Origin of the sequence: Mycoplasma sp. Pen4 (assembly GCF_014352955.1) — a bacterium.
Taxonomy (GTDB): Bacteria; Bacillota_I; Bacilli_A; order Mycoplasmatales; family Metamycoplasmataceae; genus Mycoplasmopsis.
The window spans coordinates 728,123-750,426 of record NZ_CP060691.1 but is presented as its reverse complement, the minus strand read 5'-3'; the positions used below and the strand labels follow the sequence as shown (position 1 = coordinate 750,426).

Sequence of the window (22,304 nt, the reverse complement as noted above, 5' to 3'; positions counted from 1 at the left end):
AGTGAAAAAGCAATTTACAGAAAAAAGTTTTACATTTTTCACTATTAACTTTATTGTGGGTATTGGTTTTATTACCACTATTTCTACAGTAGTAAAAATGAGTTACTGAGGTTATCTAGTACTTGTTGCTGCAGCATTCTTAGTATTTGGAATTACCTTAGTTTTCTCTAGACTTTCAAACACATACAACGACCATTACGGTGGCTCATATGCTTTTGCTCGTCACATTGATGCAGATGTAGCAAATGGACATAGAAAAAAATCTAAAAATAAATTTATTAATAATTTAATTTTCTTTGTAGGTTGAAATCAATTTATCCAAACACCATTGCTTTCAGCAATTGCACCGCTTCTTTTAACTGAAGCGATTCTCAAACTAATTCCAACCGACATTAATTCATACGAAACAATCAAATGAGTTGTTCGTGTTTCATCAATAGTAATATTCTTATTAATAATTGCACTTTCAACAATCGGGCTTAAAACAAATAAAAAAATTATTTACCTTGCATCAGCAATTAAATGAGTCCTAGTTGTAACTGCATTCGCAATTCTAATTTTTGCATTGTCATATCACGCACAATTACCAGAATTTAGAATGAAAAACACCAAAACCGGTGCTAATCAAACTATTTCACCATATCTAATAATCACAAATACATTGCTATTTATGTATGCGTTTGGTGGAATTGAAGATGCAGCATCAATGGTAAAAGATGTTAAATTCACTAACTTTAAAAAGATTTTATTTGTAGCATTTGGTTTTATATTTACCTTCTACTTAATCTTTTTCTCAGTGTATTTATTCTTACCAGAAAATATAAATGGCAAATCACTTACTGAAGGTTTCTATAGTATTTATAACTATGGTTTAGGTTCATTTGGATTAGCAATCTTTATCATTGGTTTCATGGCAAATGATTTAGGTTATAAACTTTTTCAAAGTGTATCAACAGCAAGAAAGGTTGTTCCACTTGCGCAAGATGATTATCTTTTTGAAAGTTTAAAATACCGTAATAAGCATGGTGAATTTAAAAATGCTATTGTTTTCTCAACAATCATTGTAATTATCTCAATGCTTACTTTATGATTAATACCAACCATTCTTTTTGACAAAGAAGAAGAGAAACTAGGTGATTTCTTTAATTCAACAATTATCGCATCATCTATTGCTCTTTTAATCGAAGACTTAATCACATTTTCAAATGCATTTATTCTCTCTAAAAAACGTTTAGTACCTAAAATTCCAATTTGAGAAAAAACTATTTATGCAATAGTTATGACATTCATTTCATTTATTGTGTTAAGTTTCTTTGTTCCTTGAATTCTAGGGTCAAATTGAGAAAGTACAAATACATACTCAATTCTTATTTACTTTACATTCGTTCTAATTGGATTTGCATTAAAACTCATGCATGAACATCAAGACAAATTAATCAAATGATTCAGATTGACCAAATTTGTAGAACGTAGAAGAGAAAAATACAAAAACTATCATGAAAAACCAGATGATTTTGATGCTTCAGATAAAGTACCAAATAATTAACAAAATTAAAACTCAACCTTGCTCGGGATGAGTTTTTTTGACCTAAATTTATATAGCTTTTTTCGCAATGCAAACCAACAATAAAACGCAATTTTTATCAACCGTATTAAAAGAACTACACAATAATGAAAATTAGCGTGCAATAGTGCTTTTAGCCCCTTAAATTTAACTAAAATATGTTAAAATAATGAAATATGGAAACAACTATGTACAACTCACTTATGCAAATTAAGCATAAATCAGAAGAATTAGAAAAATCTTTACAAGATCCAAATATTATTTCGGATATTAAAAAATACACAAAACTTACAAAGGAAATTAACTCAATCAAAGACATTACTGAAGCATTTGACCAATATTTAGAAGCAGAAGCAAACTTAAAAAATGCTAAAGAAATGTTAGGTGAAAAAGATGAAGAACTTGTGCAACTTGCAAAAGTTGAAATCCAAGAAGCTGAATCAAAAATGTCTAAACTTGCAGATGAATTAAAAATTCTTATTTTACCTAAAGATGAAAACGATGACAAAGACGTTATTGTTGAAATCCGTGGGGCAGCCGGTGGTGATGAAGCAAATATTTTTGCTGGTGACTTATTTAGAATGTATAGCAAATGAGCATCTCAAAATGATATGAAAATCACACTTCTTGAATCATCGGGAGCTGAAGCAGGTGGATTTACATTAGTAACATTTGCAGTTAAAGGTGAAAAACCATACTCAAAATTAAAATTCGAAAGTGGTGTGCACCGTGTGCAAAGAATCCCAGTAACCGAAACAAAAGGTAGAGTTCATACATCAACAGCAACTGTTACAGTTATGCCGGAAATTGATGACGATATTCAAATCGAAATTAAAAATGAAGATGTTAGAATCGACGTTTACCGTTCAAGTGGTAATGGTGGTCAATCAGTTAATACAACTGATTCAGCTGTTAGACTTACACACTACCCTACAGGTATTGTCGTAACATGTCAAGAAGGTAAAAATCAAATTCAAAACAAAGACATTGCATTTAGAGTTTTAAAATCAAAACTTTATGACCTTGAATTACAAAAGAAACAAGCTGAAGAATCAGGTTATCGTAAATTAGCTGGTAGTGGTGCTAGAAGTGAAAAAATTAGAACATACAACTACCCACAAGATAGAGTTACAGATCATAGAATTTCCTTCTCAACAAGTTTACTTCCTGTAATGGAAGGTAAATTAAACCCAATAATTGATGCTTTATTAGTTGAAGAACAAAACGAAAAAATCAAAGAAGCTGGTATTTAATTTAATGCCTACTATCAGGGAATTATTATTAGAAAAAAGAAGATATGGATTAGAAGAATCTGTATCTTCTTTTGAAATAGAACAACTAAATAAAGGTATGCCAATCCAAAAAATTATGGGTTATGTAGAATTAGCAGATGTTCATTTAGATTTATCAAGAAAAGTTCTTATACCAAGATATGAAACAGAAGAACTTATAATTCAAGTTTCAGAAGAAAATAAAAACCGAGAAAAACTAGATGTTTTAGATTTATGCACTGGTTCAGGATATATTGCTCTCGGCCTTAAGAAAAAACAACCAACTTGAAACATCGATGCCAGTGACATAGACTTAGAAGCAATTGAGCAAACTAGAGTAAATAAAGAAATTAATCATCTAGATGTTAATATAATTCAATCAGATGTATTCCAAAATATTAACAAGAAGTATGACATTATTGTTTCAAATCCACCATACATTCAACCATCTGAAAAATTATCAAAATCAGTAACCGATTTTGAACCACTACATGCACTTTATGCCAAAGATGATGGACTATATTTTTATAAAAAAATAATTGAAGAAGCACCAAAACACCTTAAACCAAGTGGTGTTCTTTATTTTGAAATTAATCCATTTCACATTGACTTCTGGAATAAACTTAAAGAAACATATAACTTAACAATTACCAAAGATATCTGCGGTAAAGATCGCTTTGTGACTATTTATTTTAAATAGCACAAAGCTTTTTTATTGCAAAAATACATTTTATGCTTGGAATAATGCTTAAAATTATTATTTTAAGCAGAATTATAAACTTACGAAAATGATAAAATTAATAAGTACATAGATAACAGAATAAATATCGTAGTACTAGAAAGGACCAAAGTGGAAAAAAATATTGATAAAAAGTCAAATGAAACTCTTTTCGGTCTAACTCAAGAACAAGTTAAACAAAATACTGAAAAGTATGGAAAAAACGTACTTAAAACAAGAAAAAGACCTAATATTTTTATCTTGTTTTTAAAACAGTTCGCAGACTTCATGATCATTTTACTTCTTATAGCATGAGCTTTTAGTATGGGGGTTGCGATTTATCAAGCAGTAAATCCAACGCATCAAACTAATTTAACATTAGCATTTATTGAACCAAATATCATCCTTGTGGTAGTTGCTTTAAATGCAATGCTTGGTGTCTACCAAGAAGTGAAATCAGACCAAGCCGTCCGTGCTCTAGAGGCAAATAATGAACTTATATGTAAAGTTATTCGTGATGGTATTTTAGTAAATATTCCAGCAGTTGATGTGACAATTGGTGATTTAATCGTTTTAGAAGCAGGAGATTCAATTCCTGCTGATGCTAAATTAATTGAAGCTTTTAATTTATCAGTTGTCGAATCTGCATTAACTGGTGAATCATTGCCAGTTGAAAAAAGGGTAGGTGAGATTGAAAACATAGAATCTTTACCACTTGGAGATAGATATAATCATATTTTCTCAGGAACATATGTAACAAATGGTAGAGGTATTGCAGTGGTAACCGGAATTGGTGAGACTACTGAAATTGGAAAGATCAATAAATCTTTACAAGAACAAGAAATACCACTTTCACCATTACAAATTAAACTTAACAAGTTAAGTAAAATTTTCGGTATCTCAGGAGTTGTCTTATTATTCGTAACCACAATACTTCAAATAGTATTAACAAATACAATTACTGGTAATTGACAACAACCAGCAGTATACTCAAATGCATTATTAATCGGTATTTCATTAGCGGTTGCGGCTATACCTGAAGGTTTAATCACCTTTACAACTGTATTGCTTGCAATTGGTGTTTCTAGAATGACTAAAGCACACGCTATTATTAAAGCAATCCCAGCAGTTGAAACGCTTGGATCAACAAATATTATCTGTACCGATAAAACAGGGACATTAACACAAAATAAAATGACTGTTGTTAAGTTCTTTGACAAAATCCATAATGATGTTGAATTGACCAACTCACAAGCATTAGGTTCACTTGTGGCATGTTGTGATGCACAAGTTACTATTGATGAAAATGGTAATTATGTTGAAGTTGGTGATCCAACTGAAACAGCAATTTTAAGATATGGTTTAGAAAACAATAATTCAAAAGAGAAGTTCTATACAAGATTCAACAAACTTTACTCACTACCTTTTGATAGTGATAGAAAAACAATGTCTGTTTTAGTATCTGCACCAGATGGTTCTAAAATTATGATTACTAAAGGTGCTCCTGATGTTATTTTTAATAAATCTAACAAGATAGACCAATCAGATATTGAACTCAATCATCAATGATCTAATGACGCAATTAGAGTTATTGCAGTGGCATACAAAAGAATGCCAAATGAAACTACTGAAATAACACATGACGATGAAAATCATTTAACATTTGCGGGATTAATAGGGATGATCGATCCACCTCGTGAAAATGTTAAAGAAAGTATTATCCAAGCTAGAAAAGCAGGTATTAAAACAATAATGATCACAGGAGATCATTTAAATACCGCTACAGCAATTGGAAAATCATTGACAATTTATGATCCTGAAAAAGGTGACTTAGCAATTGACGGGGTTGCATTAGCAAATATGAGTGATGAAGAACTCAAAAATAAAGTTGAACACATCACAGTTTATGCACGTGTAAATCCATCTGACAAACTCAGAATAGTTAAAGCATGACAATCACACCAACAAGTAGTTGCGATGACTGGAGATGGAGTTAATGATGCTCCAGCTCTTAAAGCAAGTGATATTGGTTGTGCAATGGGTATTACAGGTACTGATGTATCTAAACAAGCAGCAGATGTTATCTTGACAGATGATAACTTCAACACCATTGTACATGCAGTAAAAACTGGTAGAGAAACATTTGATAGAATTAAAACAGTTATTTTAAACCTTTTAGTTTCATCTGTTTCAGAAATCATTGTTATGTTAGTTGGGATGTTTGCATTTAGATGAATTTTTAGAAATCAATTTGATAATGCAACAGGTGAGTTTATCATCTTATCTGCGTCACAATTATTATGAATTAACTTATTAACACATGGACTGCCAGCAATAGCACTTGGTATGGTTCCAAACCAAAACAATGTGATGTTGCGTAAACCATTTAATAAAAACGATTCCATTTTTGCCTATGGTATGGGTAAAAGACTTATTATACAAAGTTTAATTCTTAGCTTCTTTGCTTTATTATCTTATCTAGTAGTTGCCTTAGTAGCTACAAGCAATCAAATCAAAGGAGAAAATTTCATTCAATTAACATCAAGTGCAGCCTTTATCACATTAGGTGTTGGTGCAAGTATTAACTCAATTAACTTAATGTCAGATAATAGCATTCTAAAATGTAATGTAATGGAATTCAAACTTGTTTACTTAGCTTCTGCTTTCTCATTAATTTGTATGTTAATCTCAGCATTTGTGCCAGGAATTAATAGAGTATTTGGAAACGTTGAATATGGTTCTGTTGCAGGTGGATATAAATTTGCTTATTGATTCGTTCCAATTATCTTTAGTTTTGGACTTTTAATTTATGAAGAATCAGTTAAATGATTTAACTACTACAAAGCAAAAAATGCTAATAAACAATCATTAAAAGAAAATTAATTTAAATAAAATCACTTGTTCTGCAAGTGGTTTTTTTCATATTTATGAAATATGAAAACTTTTTCATTTTTTTATATAGAATTAAAAAAAGAGAAAAAAGGAGGAGTAATGAGCAAGGAAGAAAAAAACTTAAATGACTACATCATAGTAATAAATAACTTGCGTAAAACCTTTGGTAAAAAGGTTGCAATCAACGATTTATCATTTAAAGTTAAAAAAGGTGAACTTTTTGGTTTCTTAGGACTTAATGGAGCAGGTAAAACAACCACTTTAAACATCATTATGGGACTGCTTTCAAAGAACAAAGGCGAAATCACCATTGATGGTTTAGATATTAAGCACAATATCAACAAAGTTCGCAATAAAATAGGTATTGTATTTCAAGATTCGCTAATGGATCCAACATTAAGTGTTTATGACAACATTTATTGTAGAGCATCATTATACAATCACATTAATAAAAAAGATATCAAGCAAATTGTGAATGATATCATTGAAGAATTTGAACTAACTGATTTAAAGAAAAGAACTTATGGAAGTTTATCAGGTGGTCAACGTAGACGTGTAGATATTGCTAGAGCGCTTGTACATAAACCTGAAATACTTTTCTTAGATGAACCAACAACAGGTTTAGATCCCAATTCTAGAGTACTTGTTTGAGATATCTTGAACAAAATTAGAAAAACACGTAACTTAACTATTTTGTTAACTACACACTATATGGAAGAAGCAAATGAATGTGATTATGCAATTATAATTGAAAAAGGTAATAAATTAGTAGAAGGAACACCTGCAGAACTTAAACGTATCTATGCACCTGCTAGAGTTAAAATTTATGATGATAAAAACGTGATGTTAGAAAAGGTTTTTGAACAATATCCAAACTACACAAAAGATGGAAATGTCTATATCCTAGACTTTAAAGAATATAATGACGCATTGAAATTCGTTAGAAAACACAATTATATTCTTGATGATTTTGAACTAATCAAAGGAACTATGGACCAAGTATTTCTAAAAGTAACAGGTAAGGAGGAAAAATAATGAAACTTTGACAACTATTCCGCAGAAACATTAAAATGTTCCTTCGAGATCCAAAACAAATTTTCTTTACTTTCTTATCACCATTAATTATCTTTTGTGCATTTTTCTTATTTGCACGTGGTATTTATAAAGATCAATTTAAAGAATCATTTTTTCAAGATTATGCACTACTTCCACAAACTGTAAAAGATGCTGTTTATGCCTTTGTGAGTGATACAAACTCGCAGATAGATGTTAATGCATTCTATCCTAAACCAGGTGATTTTAATATTATTAATCCATCAATCTTAACGCAAGAGAATATTAAAGCATTATTTAATATTAAAGATGTAGCTAATACTCAAACTCAATATGCAGACACATTTTTATTAATCGGACTAGTATCATTAACAACATTTACAACTGCTATAACATTGTGTAGCAACATTGTTGTGGACCGTGAGCGTAAAGTATTAAATGATTTATACATCACATCAACATCAAGCAGTATTATTCGTTTTAGTTACTTAATTTATAACATCCTAATTAATATTGTAGTTTCTACATTTATCTACGGTATAGCATTATCTTTATTAGCAATAGATGGTGTTTATAGTTTTAGTATATTTGATGCATTAGGGATCTGAGGTGCTATACTATTGGGCTGTGTGCTTAATTCAGCAATCTTTGTATTTATCTTTAGCTATGTTAAATCAACGCATGTATTTGTAGCGGCACTAATTGGGCTTGTAGTTATTTCAGGGTTTGTTTTAGGTGCATTTATACCTTTAAGAAACTTATCAAACGGAGTAAAAGAATTTGCTTCAGTTATACCGTCAACACAAATCAGTAACTTAATTCGTTCATTAGCGCTTGAAAATGGGCCCGTAATATTTAAAGAAGGGCAAGCAGCAGATTCAGCAGTGTTATTTGGACAAACAATTCAAAACTACTATTCAGCAATTTATGCAGGTGGTTTTGCGGCTATAGCTATTGCATTGAACTTCATCATTCTACCAAAACAAAAACGTTAAACTCAAAAATATAACTCCAATTACATTTGGAGTTATATTTAATTATCCACACAATTCGAGTTCAAAACAAAAAAACAGCCGAAGCTGTTTCCCACATATTTTGATATTTGCCAACCAAAAATTTTAAAATTGATCATCTTTCGATGTTATGGAGCGGGTGAAGGGAATCGAACCCTCACAGTCAGCTTGGAAGGCTGAAGTTCTACCATTAAACTACACCCGCATTTCTTATTTGCGTATATATTATAACACTAAATAATATATTTAACAAATAAAAATAATAATTTTTTTATTTGCACAAGTCACCATTTTATTTTGGCGCGCCCGGCAGGAGTCGAACCCGCAACCTTTAGGGCCGTAACCTAACACTCTGTCCAATTGAGCTACGGGCGCATATAAATGGAGGCACCAACGGGATTCGAACCCGTAATCAAAGTTTTGCAGACTCATGCCTTGGCCATTTGGCTATGGTGCCTTGTGCTTAATTATTATAATACAAGAGAACTAATATCCCAAATATTTTTTTAACTTTTTTTAATGCAATTTTGATGTCTTTAATTTATATTAAAATTAAAATTTTGCAATAAAAAATCGCCATAAATGACGATTATAAATCAAATTGTGAAGTGTATAAATTGTAGTAAAAACCTTGTTTTTCTAATAATGATTTGTGTGTTCCTTGCTCAAGAATTAAACCATTATTTACAACTATAATTAAGTCAGCATTTTTGATTGTACTTAATCTGTGAGCTATAACAAATGATGTTTTATTTTTCATTAATTCTAACATTGAAGCTTGAACAATTTGTTCAGTGCTTGAATCAATATTTGATGTTGCTTCATCAAGAATTAATAAACTTTTATTACTTAAAATAGCTCTTGTTAATGATAATAATTGTCTTTGACCTTGAGAAATATTAGAACCATTATTTTCTACCACAGTGTCATATCCATTTGGAAGCGACATAATAAAGTGGTGCACATTGGTCATTTTTGCAGCTTTTTCAACTTCTTCAAAAGTAGCATTTTTATTACTCATTTTAAGGTTTTCTAAAATTGTTTCATTAAATAAGAATGAATCTTGTAAAACAATTGTCATATTATCACGTAATGATTTTGTATTAATGTTTCTAATTTCGTTTCCATCAATTGTAATTGAACCACGCTCATAGTCATAATATTTACTTAATAAGTTGATAATTGTGGTTTTACCAGCACCAGTAGGTCCAACAATGGCAACTGTTTGACCTGCTTTTACTTTGAATGATGCTGCCTTTAATTGATATTCTAAGGCTTCAGGATTGTACTTAAAGTAAACATCTTTAAATTCAACTTCACCTTTAATATTATCAATAATAATTGTTTCATGATCTCTTGAAGGTTCTTGTATACTGATGAGTTTAAATACACGGCTTGTTGATGCAATACCAACTTGTGCATTAAATAAACTTGAAAGTATATTTTGGAATGGTCCCATAAAGTTTCAGTTTAATGAAACATATAAGATTATTACCGCACTATTTGCTCGACCACCTGATCCGGTTTGGAAAAATGGTACTGATGTTCAAATATTTGTACCATTTAACGCAAATTGTGCTGCTAAAACTGTAATTAACAAGATAACGGTGTTTGAAATTAAACCATATCATGTATCGAATAATTTTGCAATTGAATCACCCTTATATGCTGAGTTTCTAATGTTTAAAGTAATTTCTTCTAATTCTTTGTAAACTTTTTCACGTTGGTTAAATGCATTTGTTACTTTAGTATTTGCAACCATCTCTTCTACAAAGGCATTAAGACGCCCAAAAGCATCTTGAACACGCACAAAATATGGCTGTGATTTTTTCATAAATAAGAATACAAATCCAAATAATAAAATCGAAATTGGTAAAACAATAATTGTTAATAATCCAGAAACAATTGACATCACAATGATTGAAATAAGAATATTAAAGAAACTAGTTCAAGTTTGTGTCAACATTTGGAATGATGAGTTAGAAATGTTGTTTATATCTACGATTAAGGTAGAAAGTAAATTACCAGACTTGTTTTTGTCGTAAAAACTCACAGGCAATTTGTAAAGCTTTGTCATTAATTCGGTTCTGAGCCTTGCACCAGCATTGAATGCAATTGAAATGTATAATTTTTGTTCGTAGTATCTAATAAAACCATAAGCAATAAATGATAATGCTAAACCAACTAACATTCAGATAAATTGGTTATGTTGTGCATCATTTAAAGGAACTCCAGTTTCAATTGGTGTTTGGAAATAAAGTTGTGCAATAGTTCCAATTATAAAACTACCAATAACATAACATGCTGAGTTTAAGAAAGAAAAGGTTAAAGCTAATGATAGTTTTAATTTATCTGCAGATAAGTATTTAACTAATTGTTTGAATGTTTGAAAGTAGTTTATTTTTGTTTTTTGTTTATGCTCTTTTTTAAGTTCAGTACCTAAATCACGTGCTTCTTGTAATTGATCCATATAAACTCCCTTCTTATTGTTCTAACTGGTTAGCATTGATATCGTGATATCATTGACAATTCTTGATAAGTTCATCATGAGTACCTTGTGCAAGAATTTCACCATTATTCATAACTAAGATTTTATCTGCATGTTTAATTGAATTAATTTTTTGAGAAATAATTATTGTTGTACAGTCATAATTTTGTTTGATATTTTTTATTAATCTATTTGTTGTTAAATTATCAAGTGCTGATGTTGAATCATCTAAAACTAATACTTTTGGTTTTAATAATAAACTACGCGCAATTGATAAACGTTGTTTTTGACCACCAGATAGGTTTTTTCCTCTTTGTGCAACGACTCTATTTTCTCTTTCAGGGAATTGAATAATAAAGTTATATGAACAAGATGCATCAAGTGCTTCTTTAATTTCTTCATCTGTTGCATCAGGTTTAGCAAACAACATATTTGATTTAATTGTTCCTGAATATAATAAGGCTTCTTGGTAAACAATTGCCACTCTTTTATGTAATTCAACCGAATTAACATCTTTTACTTCTTTGTTGTTGATCAAAATGTTTCCTTCGGTATATTTCATATTATTAACAATTAAGTTGGCAATTGTAGATTTACCAGAACCCGTTGGTCCAATAATACCGAGTGTTTTACCACCATCAATTTTGAAATTAATATCTTTTAAAGCATACTCATCGGCGTGTTCGAAGTATTTGAAGTTAACGTTTTTGAACTCAACACCATAATGAATCGATTCATCTGAGTCAATAAATGATAAACCATCTTCAACTTGCAATTCATCATACTTATAGTCAAATACTTCAACGATACGTTTAGATGAGACACGAGCTCTAAAGTAGTTCCCTAAGAATTGCGAAAACATAATGATTCCTAATGCAATTAATACTTCGAACTCTATAAATAAGTTAATATTAGACATCATTTGTGTTTTTTGATCGTGTGTTGCACCAGCATCAAATAAACCATTTAATTGATGTTGTGCCATTGCATAAATGAAAATAATAACTAGGTTGATAATAACAAAGAATGTAGGTGTTCCTAAAGCGAAATATTTGAAAATATTTTTTTCTGTCTTTAATCAAGTCTTATTGGCATTGTCAAATTTTTGAAATTGACTTTCCTGTAAGTTGTTTGCTTTAATAAATCTTGTTCCACCAATAGTTTCTTGAACTTCTTTTGTAATACGGTCAAGATTTTTTCTATTCTTACTTAAAAGTGGGTTAACTTTAATAAAAATATATCCAACTACAAATAATAAGAATGGAATAACCGCAATAATTGATCAAGTTAAATTAATATCAGTTGAAAACGCAAATATTAATCCAACTATAAAGAACAACGGAGCCTTAATCAAAGCGGTAGACGCTCCAACCAGAAAGTCTCAAAACACAGCAACATCATCATTAATTCTTGTAATCATGCTCTCTGGTGTTAATTGAGAAATATCTTTTAAACTTAATTTTTGATATTTGGCAAATAATCTATCACGATAAAAGTTTGAAGCCCGCTCACCCGCTCAAACAATTATCATAGTGCTTATAACAGAAGTTAATGTCGCTAAAACAATTAAAATGATTGTCGCTACAATCAAGACATGAAAAACAGTTTGTTGATCAGTGCTACTATAAACTTCTCTTTTAAAAATTTCAATAGTAAACTTTGGATCAGTTGCATCTTTAAATAACAATGGTAAAAATTGACTTAATGCAATTGGTAATAACATTGTAAAGGCAACATTTAGTAATACTAAAAAAATTCCCGAAGCAAACAATCATTTAATTTTTCTAGGCAAAATTTTAAACATTGTCAGCATAAGTTTTCCTCCTTATTTTTAGTAGCGTGATTATATCATTTTTAAACTTAAAATATCATGCAAAAAGCGTTAAAAAATACCCATTTTTAGAAAAAGGGCATAAAAAAATGGCGATCACGAGAGGATTCGAACCTCCGACCACAAGCTTAGAAGGCTCGTGCTCTATCCAGCTGAGCTACGCGACCACGCAAATATATTTTAGCACTTCATACAAAAATACAAAGCATTTTTTATACAAAAAACCACTGAACACAACACTTCCTCATTTGGCTGCTTCGTTTCCGTCCTGACCAGGTTAGTGGGTTATTGTTTCAATGGCAAAATTATTATATCACATTGCCGAATTTTATAACGCTTCATCAAAATATTTTTTATCCCTAGCACATTAATTAATCAAACTTTAAATATTAATATTTAAAATAGTATAATATGAAAAATATTAAACACAGTAGGAGAGATATGAAAAAAACAGTTTTAATAGTTATCGATGGTTTAGGTATTAGAAAAGAGACACAAGGTAATGCTTTTGCGTTAGCTAATACACCTACATTTGATAACTTATTTGCAAATTATCCAAACAGTATTATTCAAGCATCTGGTGAATATGTTGGATTACCAAAAGGACAAATGGGTAACTCTGAAGTTGGTCACTTAAACATTGGTGCTGGTACAGTTGTTTATACAGGGTTATCATTAATTCAAAAAGCACTTGATGATAATACATATGGTGAAAACAAAGCATTCTTAGAAGCGTTTGAAGCAGTTAAGAAAAATAATGCAACACTTCATGTTATGGGACTTTTATCACCTGGTGGTGTTCACTCACTTGAAAATCATTTATTTAAATTATTAGATTCAGCACATGCACATGGTGTTAAAAATCTTTCAGTACACTGCTTTGGGGATGGACGTGATGTTGCGCCAAAATCAATTCAAGAGTCATTTGAAAAATTACAAGCACTAGTTGATAAATACAACTACAACATTGCTTCTATTTCTGGTAGATTTTATGCCATGGATAGAGACAGTATGTTTGATAGAGTTGAAAAAGCATACGATGCTATTTTAGGAAATTCAGATCTTAAATTTAACAATGCAAAAGAATTTGTTGAATCACAATATGCTCAAGGCATCACTGATGAATTCTTTGTTCCTGCGATCAATGAAAACTTAGGAAAAGATGCTTTTGCAAAAGATGGTGATAGCATCATCTTCTTTAACTTTAGACCTGATAGAGCAAGACAATTAACTCACTTATTTATTGGATCTCCTTTATATCCTAATAAACCACAAAATCCAGTTAAAGTTGACAAATTTGTTTCAATGATGAAATATGAAGGAATTAATACAATTATTGCATTTGATGAAATGATTATTTCTATGCCAATTGGTCGGGTTTTAGAGCAAGCAGGATTAAAACAATTAAGAATTGCTGAAACACAAAAATATGCACACGTTACATACTTTATGGATGGTGGAAATGACATTGAATTTAAAAATTCAAAACGTATTATGGTTGATTCATTAAAGGTTGAATCGTATGCAGATGCACCACAAATGTCTGCACAAGGTATTACAGATGAATTACTTGCTAATGCACTTGATTTTGATGTAACAATTATGAACTATGCTAACCCAGATATGGTTGGTCACACAGGGGTTTTACCAGCTGCTATTAAAGCTGTAGAATTCTTAGATACACAAATTAAACGTGTAATTGATTGAGCAGAAGCAAATGATGTTACTGTATTCATTACAGCAGACCATGGTAATGCAGAAATCACAGAAGATGCTAACGGCAAACCAGCAACAAAACACACTTCAAGTCCAGTTATGTTAATTTGTTCAGATAAAACAGTTAAATTAAACGACGGAAAATTAGCAAATGTTGCTCCAACAGTTTTAGACTACATTCATGTTCAAAAACCAGTTGAAATGGATGAAAATTCATTATTAGTTAAATAATTTAAGTAGTGCCAATTTAGGCACTATTTTAATTAAAAAAGTCTAGGATCAACCTAGACTAATTTTAATTTGTAACTACATTTACATCTTTTTTATTTCTTTTTACTGTTCATAAATATAAACCAACCCCTAGAAGTAAGAAAATAAAGTATGAAACAATTGAAACTGTGTTTCCAGTAGTTCATTCTGCACCAACAATAAATGGTAATTCATAAACTAATATTACGCTAATAATTAACATTGATGATAGTACATATAATATCTTTTCGTAAATTGGTATTCTAGAAATCTTATTTTGACGTTCTAATATAAAAGCAGTGATGTAAGCTATTAAATATTGGAATAGGAACGAGATCGTACCCAGGTTAATAACTTCTTTGAATAGGCTAATCTTTGGAAAAAGATTGGGCAGAATATTAAATAATATCATTGCAATTATGATCAATATAGTATTAAATCAAATTGCATTTTTATATTCATTGTTTTTGTTAGTTTTAGCAAGTTGCATAGGTAAGTAACCTTGCTCTGCTAACGCTACAATGTTTCTTGAATAAACATTTGCACTAGTCAATGTTGAAGCAATATTGTAGGTTAATAAATATGCTCCAAAAATAAAGATACTTGCTGCTCCAAAAACCACACGGTAGATACCAATAAAATTATTATCAATTTGAACTAAATTTGTATCTAAAAATAAAATGTAACCAATAATATAGAATGTGAAAATAGCTAAAAATACTATTATTATCAATCTTTTAATATTGTTTGTTTTAACATCTTTAGCAATATTTGGTATTGTTTCAATACCACCAAATGCAAACATAAAGAATAATATGTTGCTGAAAATTAAATAAGTATCAATTTTAGTGTTTTTAGCTTGGGCAAAGTTATTTGCAAATCCATTATTTGCAATTGTTAAGTAACCTAAAATCCCAATTCCTAATAATAAGATAACTCATTTAACAGTAGCGGTTATCAATATTGCTCATCTCGAAAACTTAAACCCATATGTTGAGAATAAAATTAAAATAATAAAGAATATAACTGACACTAATCTAACAATTCATAATATTGTTGTGTCATCAGTGAAAACATTAGCAATACGCTCTAAAAATAACGGTCCGGCTGCTGAAAATAGCGGTATTTGGATTCACTGATTTCATCCAGTGAAAAACGCAAATTTCTTAAAACCTGTTTTTTGAGCATAGATAAATGAACCACCATATTCATCTTTATATTCATTAGATAATCTTGCAAAAACCAAAGTTGTAACAAGTGCAATAAATGCACTCGCGAATATAACTAATAATCCAAGATAACCCAATTTAACTATGTCAATAATTGTTGCAATAAAACCAAAACCAATAATGTAATTAATGGATAACAAAACAAAGGTTTTATCGCTCATTGTTTTATTCATGTAATTTCCCCCGATTTTTTAAAAAGTCTAAAAAGTGTTTATTTTTCTTTTGAAATGCAACTTTTTGCTTTCTTATATTATTCTACTATCATTTTTCATTTAAAAAAATAAATCATGAAAAAAAGTAACAATTTATCGTATTTTCTTATTCCATTATTACCAAAATTTTGTTCCTTCATTCATCACGCGAAAAACAATTTAAAAATAGTATATTTTATGATGAATAATTACTACTGGATATTTTTAATAGTAGAAGATTTATCTAATTTAAAAAATACACAAAAATATTCTTTAAACTCTAATAAACATAGAATTCCTTTGTAATATCATTAAATTAATTGTTCTATCAACAGGAATTTATTCACTTTTCTTATTCAATTTATTTTTAGAAAAATATAATTTAATACCGTTTAAGTCTTATTTCCGGAACTAAATGACATTTCAATAATCACTACTCGGTTTTCTAAAAATAATTAGTAATCTATTATAATATCAATATGTGAATGAGTAATGTTTTTAGAAACATGAAAGTTAAATGGAACAACCTGTTTGCGAGCATTGCCACACATTAATAAAATAAGTTTGCGTTGTATCAAGCATGGGTAGCTGTTGTTAGCAATATACACCCATCATTTTTTTATATTTTTTTATGAATAATGAAACATTAGGAAAAGAAAAGAAGTAGACTAAATTCATATTGTGAATTTATAATCCCAAAGAAAAAACTGTACTAATTTAATTTAAAACAAGAGTATATTCAGCACTTTTTAGGTATGCAATACTGAAAAAAACTTATGTAGCAAAAAACCTAATATGGAAATTATTTTGTATTCAAGAGGTGCAGAATTACATAGTATTGCTCTTTTACTAAAACAAAAATATCACAATTCTCACGTTTTGAATTGAAATATATTTCTAGTTAAAATTATATTTTTAATACTTACATTCCTGTAAGTATTAAAGTTGTAAAACTGAAAACAAAAAATGCTAGATAAGTTAAATTAAAATTAAGAAATATCACATTAAATGTTAGTGAATAAATAAGAAAGTGACAAAATACATGATATTTCATAGTAATTTAGTGCTAGTTTATTCTGCTAATTGCAACTTCACTTGCTAAAGATTATGTTCTTATAGGGTCCTTGTGAAAGGATTCTTTTTTTATTATAAATCTTTCAAAAGTAGCAAGTTGGTAACTTGCACCCTGCAATAAAGAAATCAAAATATTCGATTTTTATTACTTTATTTTAATATGGAAATTTTGTGGAAAAAATAAATGTGATATTCGTAAGTAGTAGAATACAACTAAGGAAGGAGATAATAATTAAACATTTTGAAGATATTAAAGACAAAAAACTACATAATAAAGTAATGGAAATATACAAAGAAACTGGTATAAAACTAGTTTTACAAGGAAGTAATTCAATTAAAATTTCAAATAATAATTTTTATAGAAAATGCAATGACTACGATTTTTTGTTTTTAGAAGATGACAATAATAAAAACGATTCCTTTATAAGAAATCATCAATTATTTAACAAAGTCGTTAAATACTTTGATAATAATTTGAAATACATAAATGATAACGATATCATAAAGACTTTTGAGACTGAAATCAATGGATCTAAATATATTATTGAATTTAATTTAGCAAAAAGTATACCTAATAGCTTAATTAAAAGAGAAAATGGTTTTTGAATGGTTAATACAGAATATAACATTACATCTAAAATTTGTCACATAATAACCTCGATCGAAATTTATTTTTTCTTCAATGAAAATAGATCTAAAAAAATAGAAAATGCTTTTAAAGATATTGAATTTTTAATGACCAATTACAAAATATCTGAGTTACAAAATGTTATGTATAAGAACATTTTAATAAACTTATTTTCAGATTTATTTATGTTTCCCTATAATCCTTATTCACGTCTAAATAAAATAGAAAATGAATTAAAAAATATTAAACCAAAAATCGAACCACATGTCTTGGCAACTAAATTAATGACAAGTATTTTTAGAAACCAAAAATTACAAATTTTACTAAAAGCATTGGAAATTACATTTAACCTTAAAAGTAAAATTATTGATGACCTACAAATAAAAAAGGATGATGTTTTTGGTTTTTATTTTAGTTTAAATAATTATCAAGTTGAGCAATTTTTAAATATTCTAAATCAATATTGATATATTTATTTAGATGAAAATATTAATGAGGTAGATGTCCATCTTTCAGAAAACAAAGAAATAAAAATTATTAATATATTCCATTATTTAAAAATATTTATTAATAAATATATAAAAATCTTATCAAAGGAATAATATGAAATTAGAATTAATTAATATTATAACTACCCCAATATCAATAGTTTCGACGAATTTAAACGATAATACAAATAATATTAACAATGAAGAATTTAAAAAATTTATATTAAGCAGTGACGATAATACTAAAAAAATATTTTTATCTATGATAAATACATATTTAAGTCTTTCAGATAAAACCTTATCTCAAATCACTGAAATAGATTTTAAAAATACCGAAGAAAAAGAGAGATTCATAAAAACTATAAAAGAAAAAGTTTTTTATGATGAAGTTAAACAATCCTTAAAAACACCTTTATATTCATCAAGATTTCTTTATCAAAGTGATATTGAAAGGTTATCTGATTTTCAAGAAATGTTGCTTCATATATTAAATATATTTAACGAAAAATACGTTATAGCTAACGACAATATGAAAAAATTCTTGGATGATTATATTTATGCAAAAAATCCTATTTTATTTGATGCTATAAAATTAGGAGATACAAGTTTAACATTTTGGCGTGCACTTGGACTTAAAATTTTGCCAAACACAGCAAAAGCTTTAAATTTAGCTTCAACGGCTATTAACATTTATGAAATTATAAAAATGTATGATGAAATTAAAAAATATAAGGAAAATTCAAAAAATTCTTTCGCAGCCTATAAGATTTTGTATGAAACACAAAAATATATTATAGATGTACAAAATAAAATTTTTGAAATTATTATAAATAACGAAAAAAGTAAATTAAATCAAGAATTTCAAGAAAAGCACGTTTCACTAATTATCGAATTAAGAAACATTTCCAAAAACTATTTAAATTTTCTTAAAATGCAAAAAGAATTCATCACACCAGAACAAATAACTGCAGTGAAAGAAATTACCGAACAGTTAAATGATATTCTTAAAAAGAATACATATATTTACTTTAACTACGTACACTATTAAAAAGGAGAAAAATAAAATATAGATATGAAAAAAATAGCTAAAAAATTTCAAATAAAAATGCTTATATTATTCGTAATATCTATTTTAACTTTTTTAATCGCTGCTTTTTCACCCTTGATTAAATTTGCACAAAATGAAAATAATAATATTTGAATAGTTATATTTGCAATATCATTAATACTATTTGCGATCACATTATTTATTTACAACAATATAATGTTGACAAACTTGTTATTTAGTAAGAATGAAAAATATATACAACTAAGAGATTATTTTTTATCAAAAGATAAAAGTTTTCTCAAGAAAAAGATATTAAAACACAATCTAAATTAATATTTAAAAAGAGGTAAATAATGAAAATGAATATTTTAAACTTAGTAAGCAGTATTGGAACAATATCTACTACTGTAACACCAAATAATGTAGTGGTAGCAGAGCAACCAACTACAGATATTTATAAAGATGTATTTAAAAAAGAAAATCTAGAATTAATAGACGAGAGAACAAAATTAATATATTTAGATGCAGTAGATAAAATTCAAATTTTATCAAATGATCAAATATATAAAATATTCAATATCAAAATCGAAAATAAAAAACAAAGATCAAACTTCATTAATAAGTATAAATTAGACAACCATTATTATGATGTTTTAAATAGCATAAACTCCTTTTATTCTCCAAAAAGTGAAAGGTTTTTACCAGTTGATTCAATTGAGTTCGCTCAAAAATATTTAGAACACTTGACATCAATTGCAAAAGTTAAAAATGAGGAATTAGAAGTATTTGAAAAACAAATGACGAAAAAAATAGATGCTTTATCTGCTCAATATGAAAAATTAAAATTAGCATCTATATTAACTTCTACAGCCTTAGGTTTAACTATTCCAATAACATTTGGAATTAGTGCTCCTGCTGCAATTGCGAATGCAACTGTGACAGGTTTAGATGCTGATTGAAAAAAACAAGAAAGAGATGAAGCAATTATATTAAAAGAAAATACATCGAAAAAATATAAAGATAGCATAATCTTTTTAAATAATTATCAAATAAAATTATCTAGTTATTTCACTCAAATTATTGCTTATAATGAAAAAAGCAAAGAAGATCCAGACGCCCAATTTAAATTACAAACCATTCTAAATAATTTAAAATCTGATGCAATAAAATTCAAAAAAGAATTATCGAATCATACAAGTATTTTAAACAATGGAGCATATAAAACCTTAAGTCTATATGCTGATTTATTACAAAAATTAGTTGGACAAAATGAGGTTATAGATTTCTATGACACAAGATACTAAAGAATTATCAAAAAAAGCTAAATTCATAGTTTTAGGGTTTTTCTTTTATGTATTTTTATTACCTTTAATTATTCTAGGTTATTACATAACAATGGGATTTTTAATAGACAAAATTAATTTAATTGGAACTTTATTTTATAATAATGCATTTATATTATTTTTAGTTTATATTCCAATGTTATCAATTGTTTTAACAGTTATGATGTATTACATATTTCAAGCTAGATATATTTTTTACAGTGAGAAAAAAGAGTATAAAGAATCTAGAGAATATTTAAAAAATTCACATATAAAAGGCATTTATAACTATATGTCTATATTTGCTTTTATTAAAAAATAAAAACATTAATTAAATTTAAATAAATTGAAATGTTGCAACTTTAATTGTAACATCTAGAACATTTATTTGCCAAGCATTTTAATGCCTGGTTTTTTTATTTTAGGCATAGAAAATTTCTTAACGGAGGTTATTGTTAATTAAGTTAAATTAATTTCTTTATCAAGAATAAATTAATAAGAAGTGCAAGAAAAACGAGCCGGAAGCTCGTTTTGTAGTTTTCTATCTTTTTGACTTGTCGTATGGTATTCCGGCTGCAGCAGGTCCCACAGCTGTTTTTGATGTAAACACCATAATAAGAAGTGTTATAAAGTAAGGGAACGCTTTGAACAAGTCGAAGTATGGAAGAATTTTACTTGGTAAAATTCCACTTGCATAGAATGATAATGAATATAAGAACGCAAAGAATGCAGATACCACAACACTAATTGCAATTTTTCATCTAGATGTAATCATAATAGCAAGTGCTAAGTATCCTAATCCAGCAACGTCTTTTGTTGATGAAATTGTTGATGCAAAACCTTGAGCAAAGAATGTTCCAGCAAGACCAGCAATTGCACCAGCAATAATAATACCTTGTCATTTAAGTTTATTAACATTAACTCCAGCAACATCGGCTGCTTGTGGGTTTTCCCCAATTGCACGGAATCTAAGACCTCAACGTGTTTTGTTTAATGTAAATCATGATATAGCTACAACAACAATTGTTACAATCGATTTGAATGAAAGAATATTTCCGTATGTACCAATACTTGTGTCATATGCTAACTCATTTCTTCCTTTAATAGAAACAGTAGCATCTTGCATTGGGAATAAATTTTTATTTGTTGTAATAACAAGAATTAAGATTGACGCAATTCCAAGAGCTAAAATATTAATAGCAAACCCTGAAATTGTTTGGTCTGATTTAAGTTTAATTGTTGTGAAACCAAATAATAATGTAAATAAAATTGTTGCTCCTATCGAAATTAATGTCACAGGAATTTGTCAGTAATCACTGATTGTTTGAGGTGTATATCCATTACCTACTTTATCATAGAATATGTTATTTAGTATAGCACTAAATAGCATATACATAATAGCACCGAAAAGAATGAAACCATTAATTGCGATGTTAACAATTCCCCCTCTTTCAGAGAAGATTCCAGAAATTGTTCCTAAAATTAAGATACAAAAGTAGAAAACAGCATATGAAACAACTATTTCCATT

Annotated in this window: 16 protein-coding genes, 4 tRNA genes and 1 other RNA gene; 12 read left to right on the top strand and 9 right to left on the bottom strand. The window is 28.5% G+C overall.

Annotated elements, in window-relative coordinates; genetic code table 4:
* Nucleotide 1 precedes the first annotated feature (1 nt).
* The 6 genes from H9M94_RS02990 (at nucleotide 2) to H9M94_RS02965 (ending at nucleotide 8,493) form a co-directional block, all read left to right on the top strand.
* Nucleotides 2-1,546 (top strand): APC family permease, encoded by a 1,545-nt coding sequence (locus H9M94_RS02990; RefSeq protein ID WP_187469464.1) that lies wholly within the window; start codon nucleotides 2-4, stop codon nucleotides 1,544-1,546.
* Nucleotides 1,547-1,740: 194 nt separating this feature from the next.
* Entirely contained in the window at nucleotides 1,741-2,817 is a 1,077-nt protein-coding gene (prfA, locus tag H9M94_RS02985; protein ID WP_187469463.1) for a peptide chain release factor 1, read from the top strand.
* Between the two features lie 4 nt (nucleotides 2,818-2,821).
* Nucleotides 2,822-3,535, top strand: coding sequence for a peptide chain release factor N(5)-glutamine methyltransferase (gene prmC / locus H9M94_RS02980; RefSeq protein ID WP_187469462.1), 714 nt, complete (start codon nucleotides 2,822-2,824; stop codon nucleotides 3,533-3,535).
* A gap of 150 nt (nucleotides 3,536-3,685) precedes the next feature.
* Entirely contained in the window at nucleotides 3,686-6,436 is a 2,751-nt protein-coding gene (locus H9M94_RS02975; protein ID WP_187469461.1) for a cation-translocating P-type ATPase, read from the top strand.
* Nucleotides 6,437-6,544: 108 nt separating this feature from the next.
* A complete protein-coding gene (locus H9M94_RS02970; protein ID WP_187469460.1) occupies nucleotides 6,545-7,480 on the top strand; it encodes an ABC transporter ATP-binding protein in 936 nt (311 codons plus the stop codon).
* On the top strand, nucleotides 7,480-8,493 hold the full coding sequence (locus H9M94_RS02965) for an ABC transporter permease (protein WP_187469459.1): 1,014 nt from the start codon (nucleotides 7,480-7,482) through the stop codon (nucleotides 8,491-8,493). The genes H9M94_RS02970 and H9M94_RS02965 overlap by 1 nt, the downstream gene beginning before the upstream one ends.
* Before the next feature lie 149 nt (nucleotides 8,494-8,642).
* Here H9M94_RS02965 and H9M94_RS02960 read toward each other — a convergent pair.
* The 7 genes from H9M94_RS02960 to ffs form a co-directional block, all read right to left on the bottom strand.
* Nucleotides 8,643-8,716, bottom strand: a tRNA-Gly gene (locus H9M94_RS02960).
* A 93-nt stretch (nucleotides 8,717-8,809) separates the two neighbouring features.
* Nucleotides 8,810-8,886: transfer RNA gene (locus tag H9M94_RS02955), tRNA-Arg, on the bottom strand.
* A 7-nt stretch (nucleotides 8,887-8,893) separates the two neighbouring features.
* A tRNA-Cys gene (locus tag H9M94_RS02950) sits at nucleotides 8,894-8,968 on the bottom strand.
* A gap of 132 nt (nucleotides 8,969-9,100) precedes the next feature.
* Nucleotides 9,101-10,981 (bottom strand): ABC transporter ATP-binding protein, encoded by a 1,881-nt coding sequence (locus tag H9M94_RS02945; protein ID WP_187469458.1) that lies wholly within the window; start codon nucleotides 10,979-10,981, stop codon nucleotides 9,101-9,103.
* 13 nt (nucleotides 10,982-10,994) lie between these two features.
* Nucleotides 10,995-12,812: an ABC transporter ATP-binding protein gene (locus H9M94_RS02940; protein ID WP_187469457.1), complete on the bottom strand. Its 1,818-nt coding sequence runs from the start codon at nucleotides 12,810-12,812 to the stop codon at nucleotides 10,995-10,997.
* Nucleotides 12,813-12,920: 108 nt separating this feature from the next.
* Nucleotides 12,921-12,997, bottom strand: a tRNA-Arg gene (locus tag H9M94_RS02935).
* A 51-nt stretch (nucleotides 12,998-13,048) separates the two neighbouring features.
* Nucleotides 13,049-13,133, bottom strand: an RNA gene (gene ffs / locus H9M94_RS02930) — signal recognition particle sRNA small type.
* A 138-nt stretch (nucleotides 13,134-13,271) separates the two neighbouring features.
* Here ffs and gpmI point away from each other — a divergent pair.
* Nucleotides 13,272-14,777: a 2,3-bisphosphoglycerate-independent phosphoglycerate mutase gene (gene gpmI, locus H9M94_RS02925; protein WP_187469456.1), complete on the top strand. Its 1,506-nt coding sequence runs from the start codon at nucleotides 13,272-13,274 to the stop codon at nucleotides 14,775-14,777.
* Nucleotides 14,778-14,841: 64 nt separating this feature from the next.
* Here the strand turns inward: gpmI and H9M94_RS02920 are convergent, their stop codons facing one another.
* On the bottom strand, nucleotides 14,842-16,197 hold the full coding sequence (locus tag H9M94_RS02920; protein ID WP_187469455.1) for an APC family permease: 1,356 nt from the start codon (nucleotides 16,195-16,197) through the stop codon (nucleotides 14,842-14,844).
* Between the two features lie 1,371 nt (nucleotides 16,198-17,568).
* Between H9M94_RS02920 and H9M94_RS02915 the strand changes: the two genes are divergently transcribed.
* Genes H9M94_RS02915 through H9M94_RS02895 form a run of 5 tightly spaced genes read left to right on the top strand, consistent with a single transcriptional unit; the run spans nucleotide 17,569 to nucleotide 21,097 of the window.
* A complete protein-coding gene (locus tag H9M94_RS02915; RefSeq protein WP_187469454.1) occupies nucleotides 17,569-18,519 on the top strand; it encodes a hypothetical protein in 951 nt (316 codons plus the stop codon).
* A gap of 1 nt (nucleotide 18,520) precedes the next feature.
* Nucleotides 18,521-19,453: a hypothetical protein gene (locus H9M94_RS02910; RefSeq protein ID WP_187469453.1), complete on the top strand. Its 933-nt coding sequence runs from the start codon at nucleotides 18,521-18,523 to the stop codon at nucleotides 19,451-19,453.
* Between the two features lie 24 nt (nucleotides 19,454-19,477).
* Complete coding sequence (locus H9M94_RS02905) at nucleotides 19,478-19,786, top strand: hypothetical protein (RefSeq protein WP_187469452.1); 309 nt, start codon at nucleotides 19,478-19,480, stop codon at nucleotides 19,784-19,786.
* 20 nt (nucleotides 19,787-19,806) lie between these two features.
* Complete coding sequence (locus tag H9M94_RS02900) at nucleotides 19,807-20,757, top strand: hypothetical protein (RefSeq protein ID WP_187469451.1); 951 nt, start codon at nucleotides 19,807-19,809, stop codon at nucleotides 20,755-20,757.
* Entirely contained in the window at nucleotides 20,741-21,097 is a 357-nt protein-coding gene (locus tag H9M94_RS02895) for a hypothetical protein (protein ID WP_187469450.1), read from the top strand. Before H9M94_RS02900 ends, H9M94_RS02895 begins: the two co-directional genes overlap by 17 nt.
* Nucleotides 21,098-21,316: 219 nt before the next feature.
* Here H9M94_RS02895 and H9M94_RS02890 read toward each other — a convergent pair whose 3' ends face one another.
* The gene (locus H9M94_RS02890) at nucleotides 21,317-22,303 is read right to left on the bottom strand and encodes an ABC transporter permease (protein ID WP_187469449.1); all 987 of its coding nucleotides are present in this window, start codon (nucleotides 22,301-22,303) and stop codon (nucleotides 21,317-21,319) included.
* Between the last annotated feature and the right edge of the window lies 1 nt (nucleotide 22,304).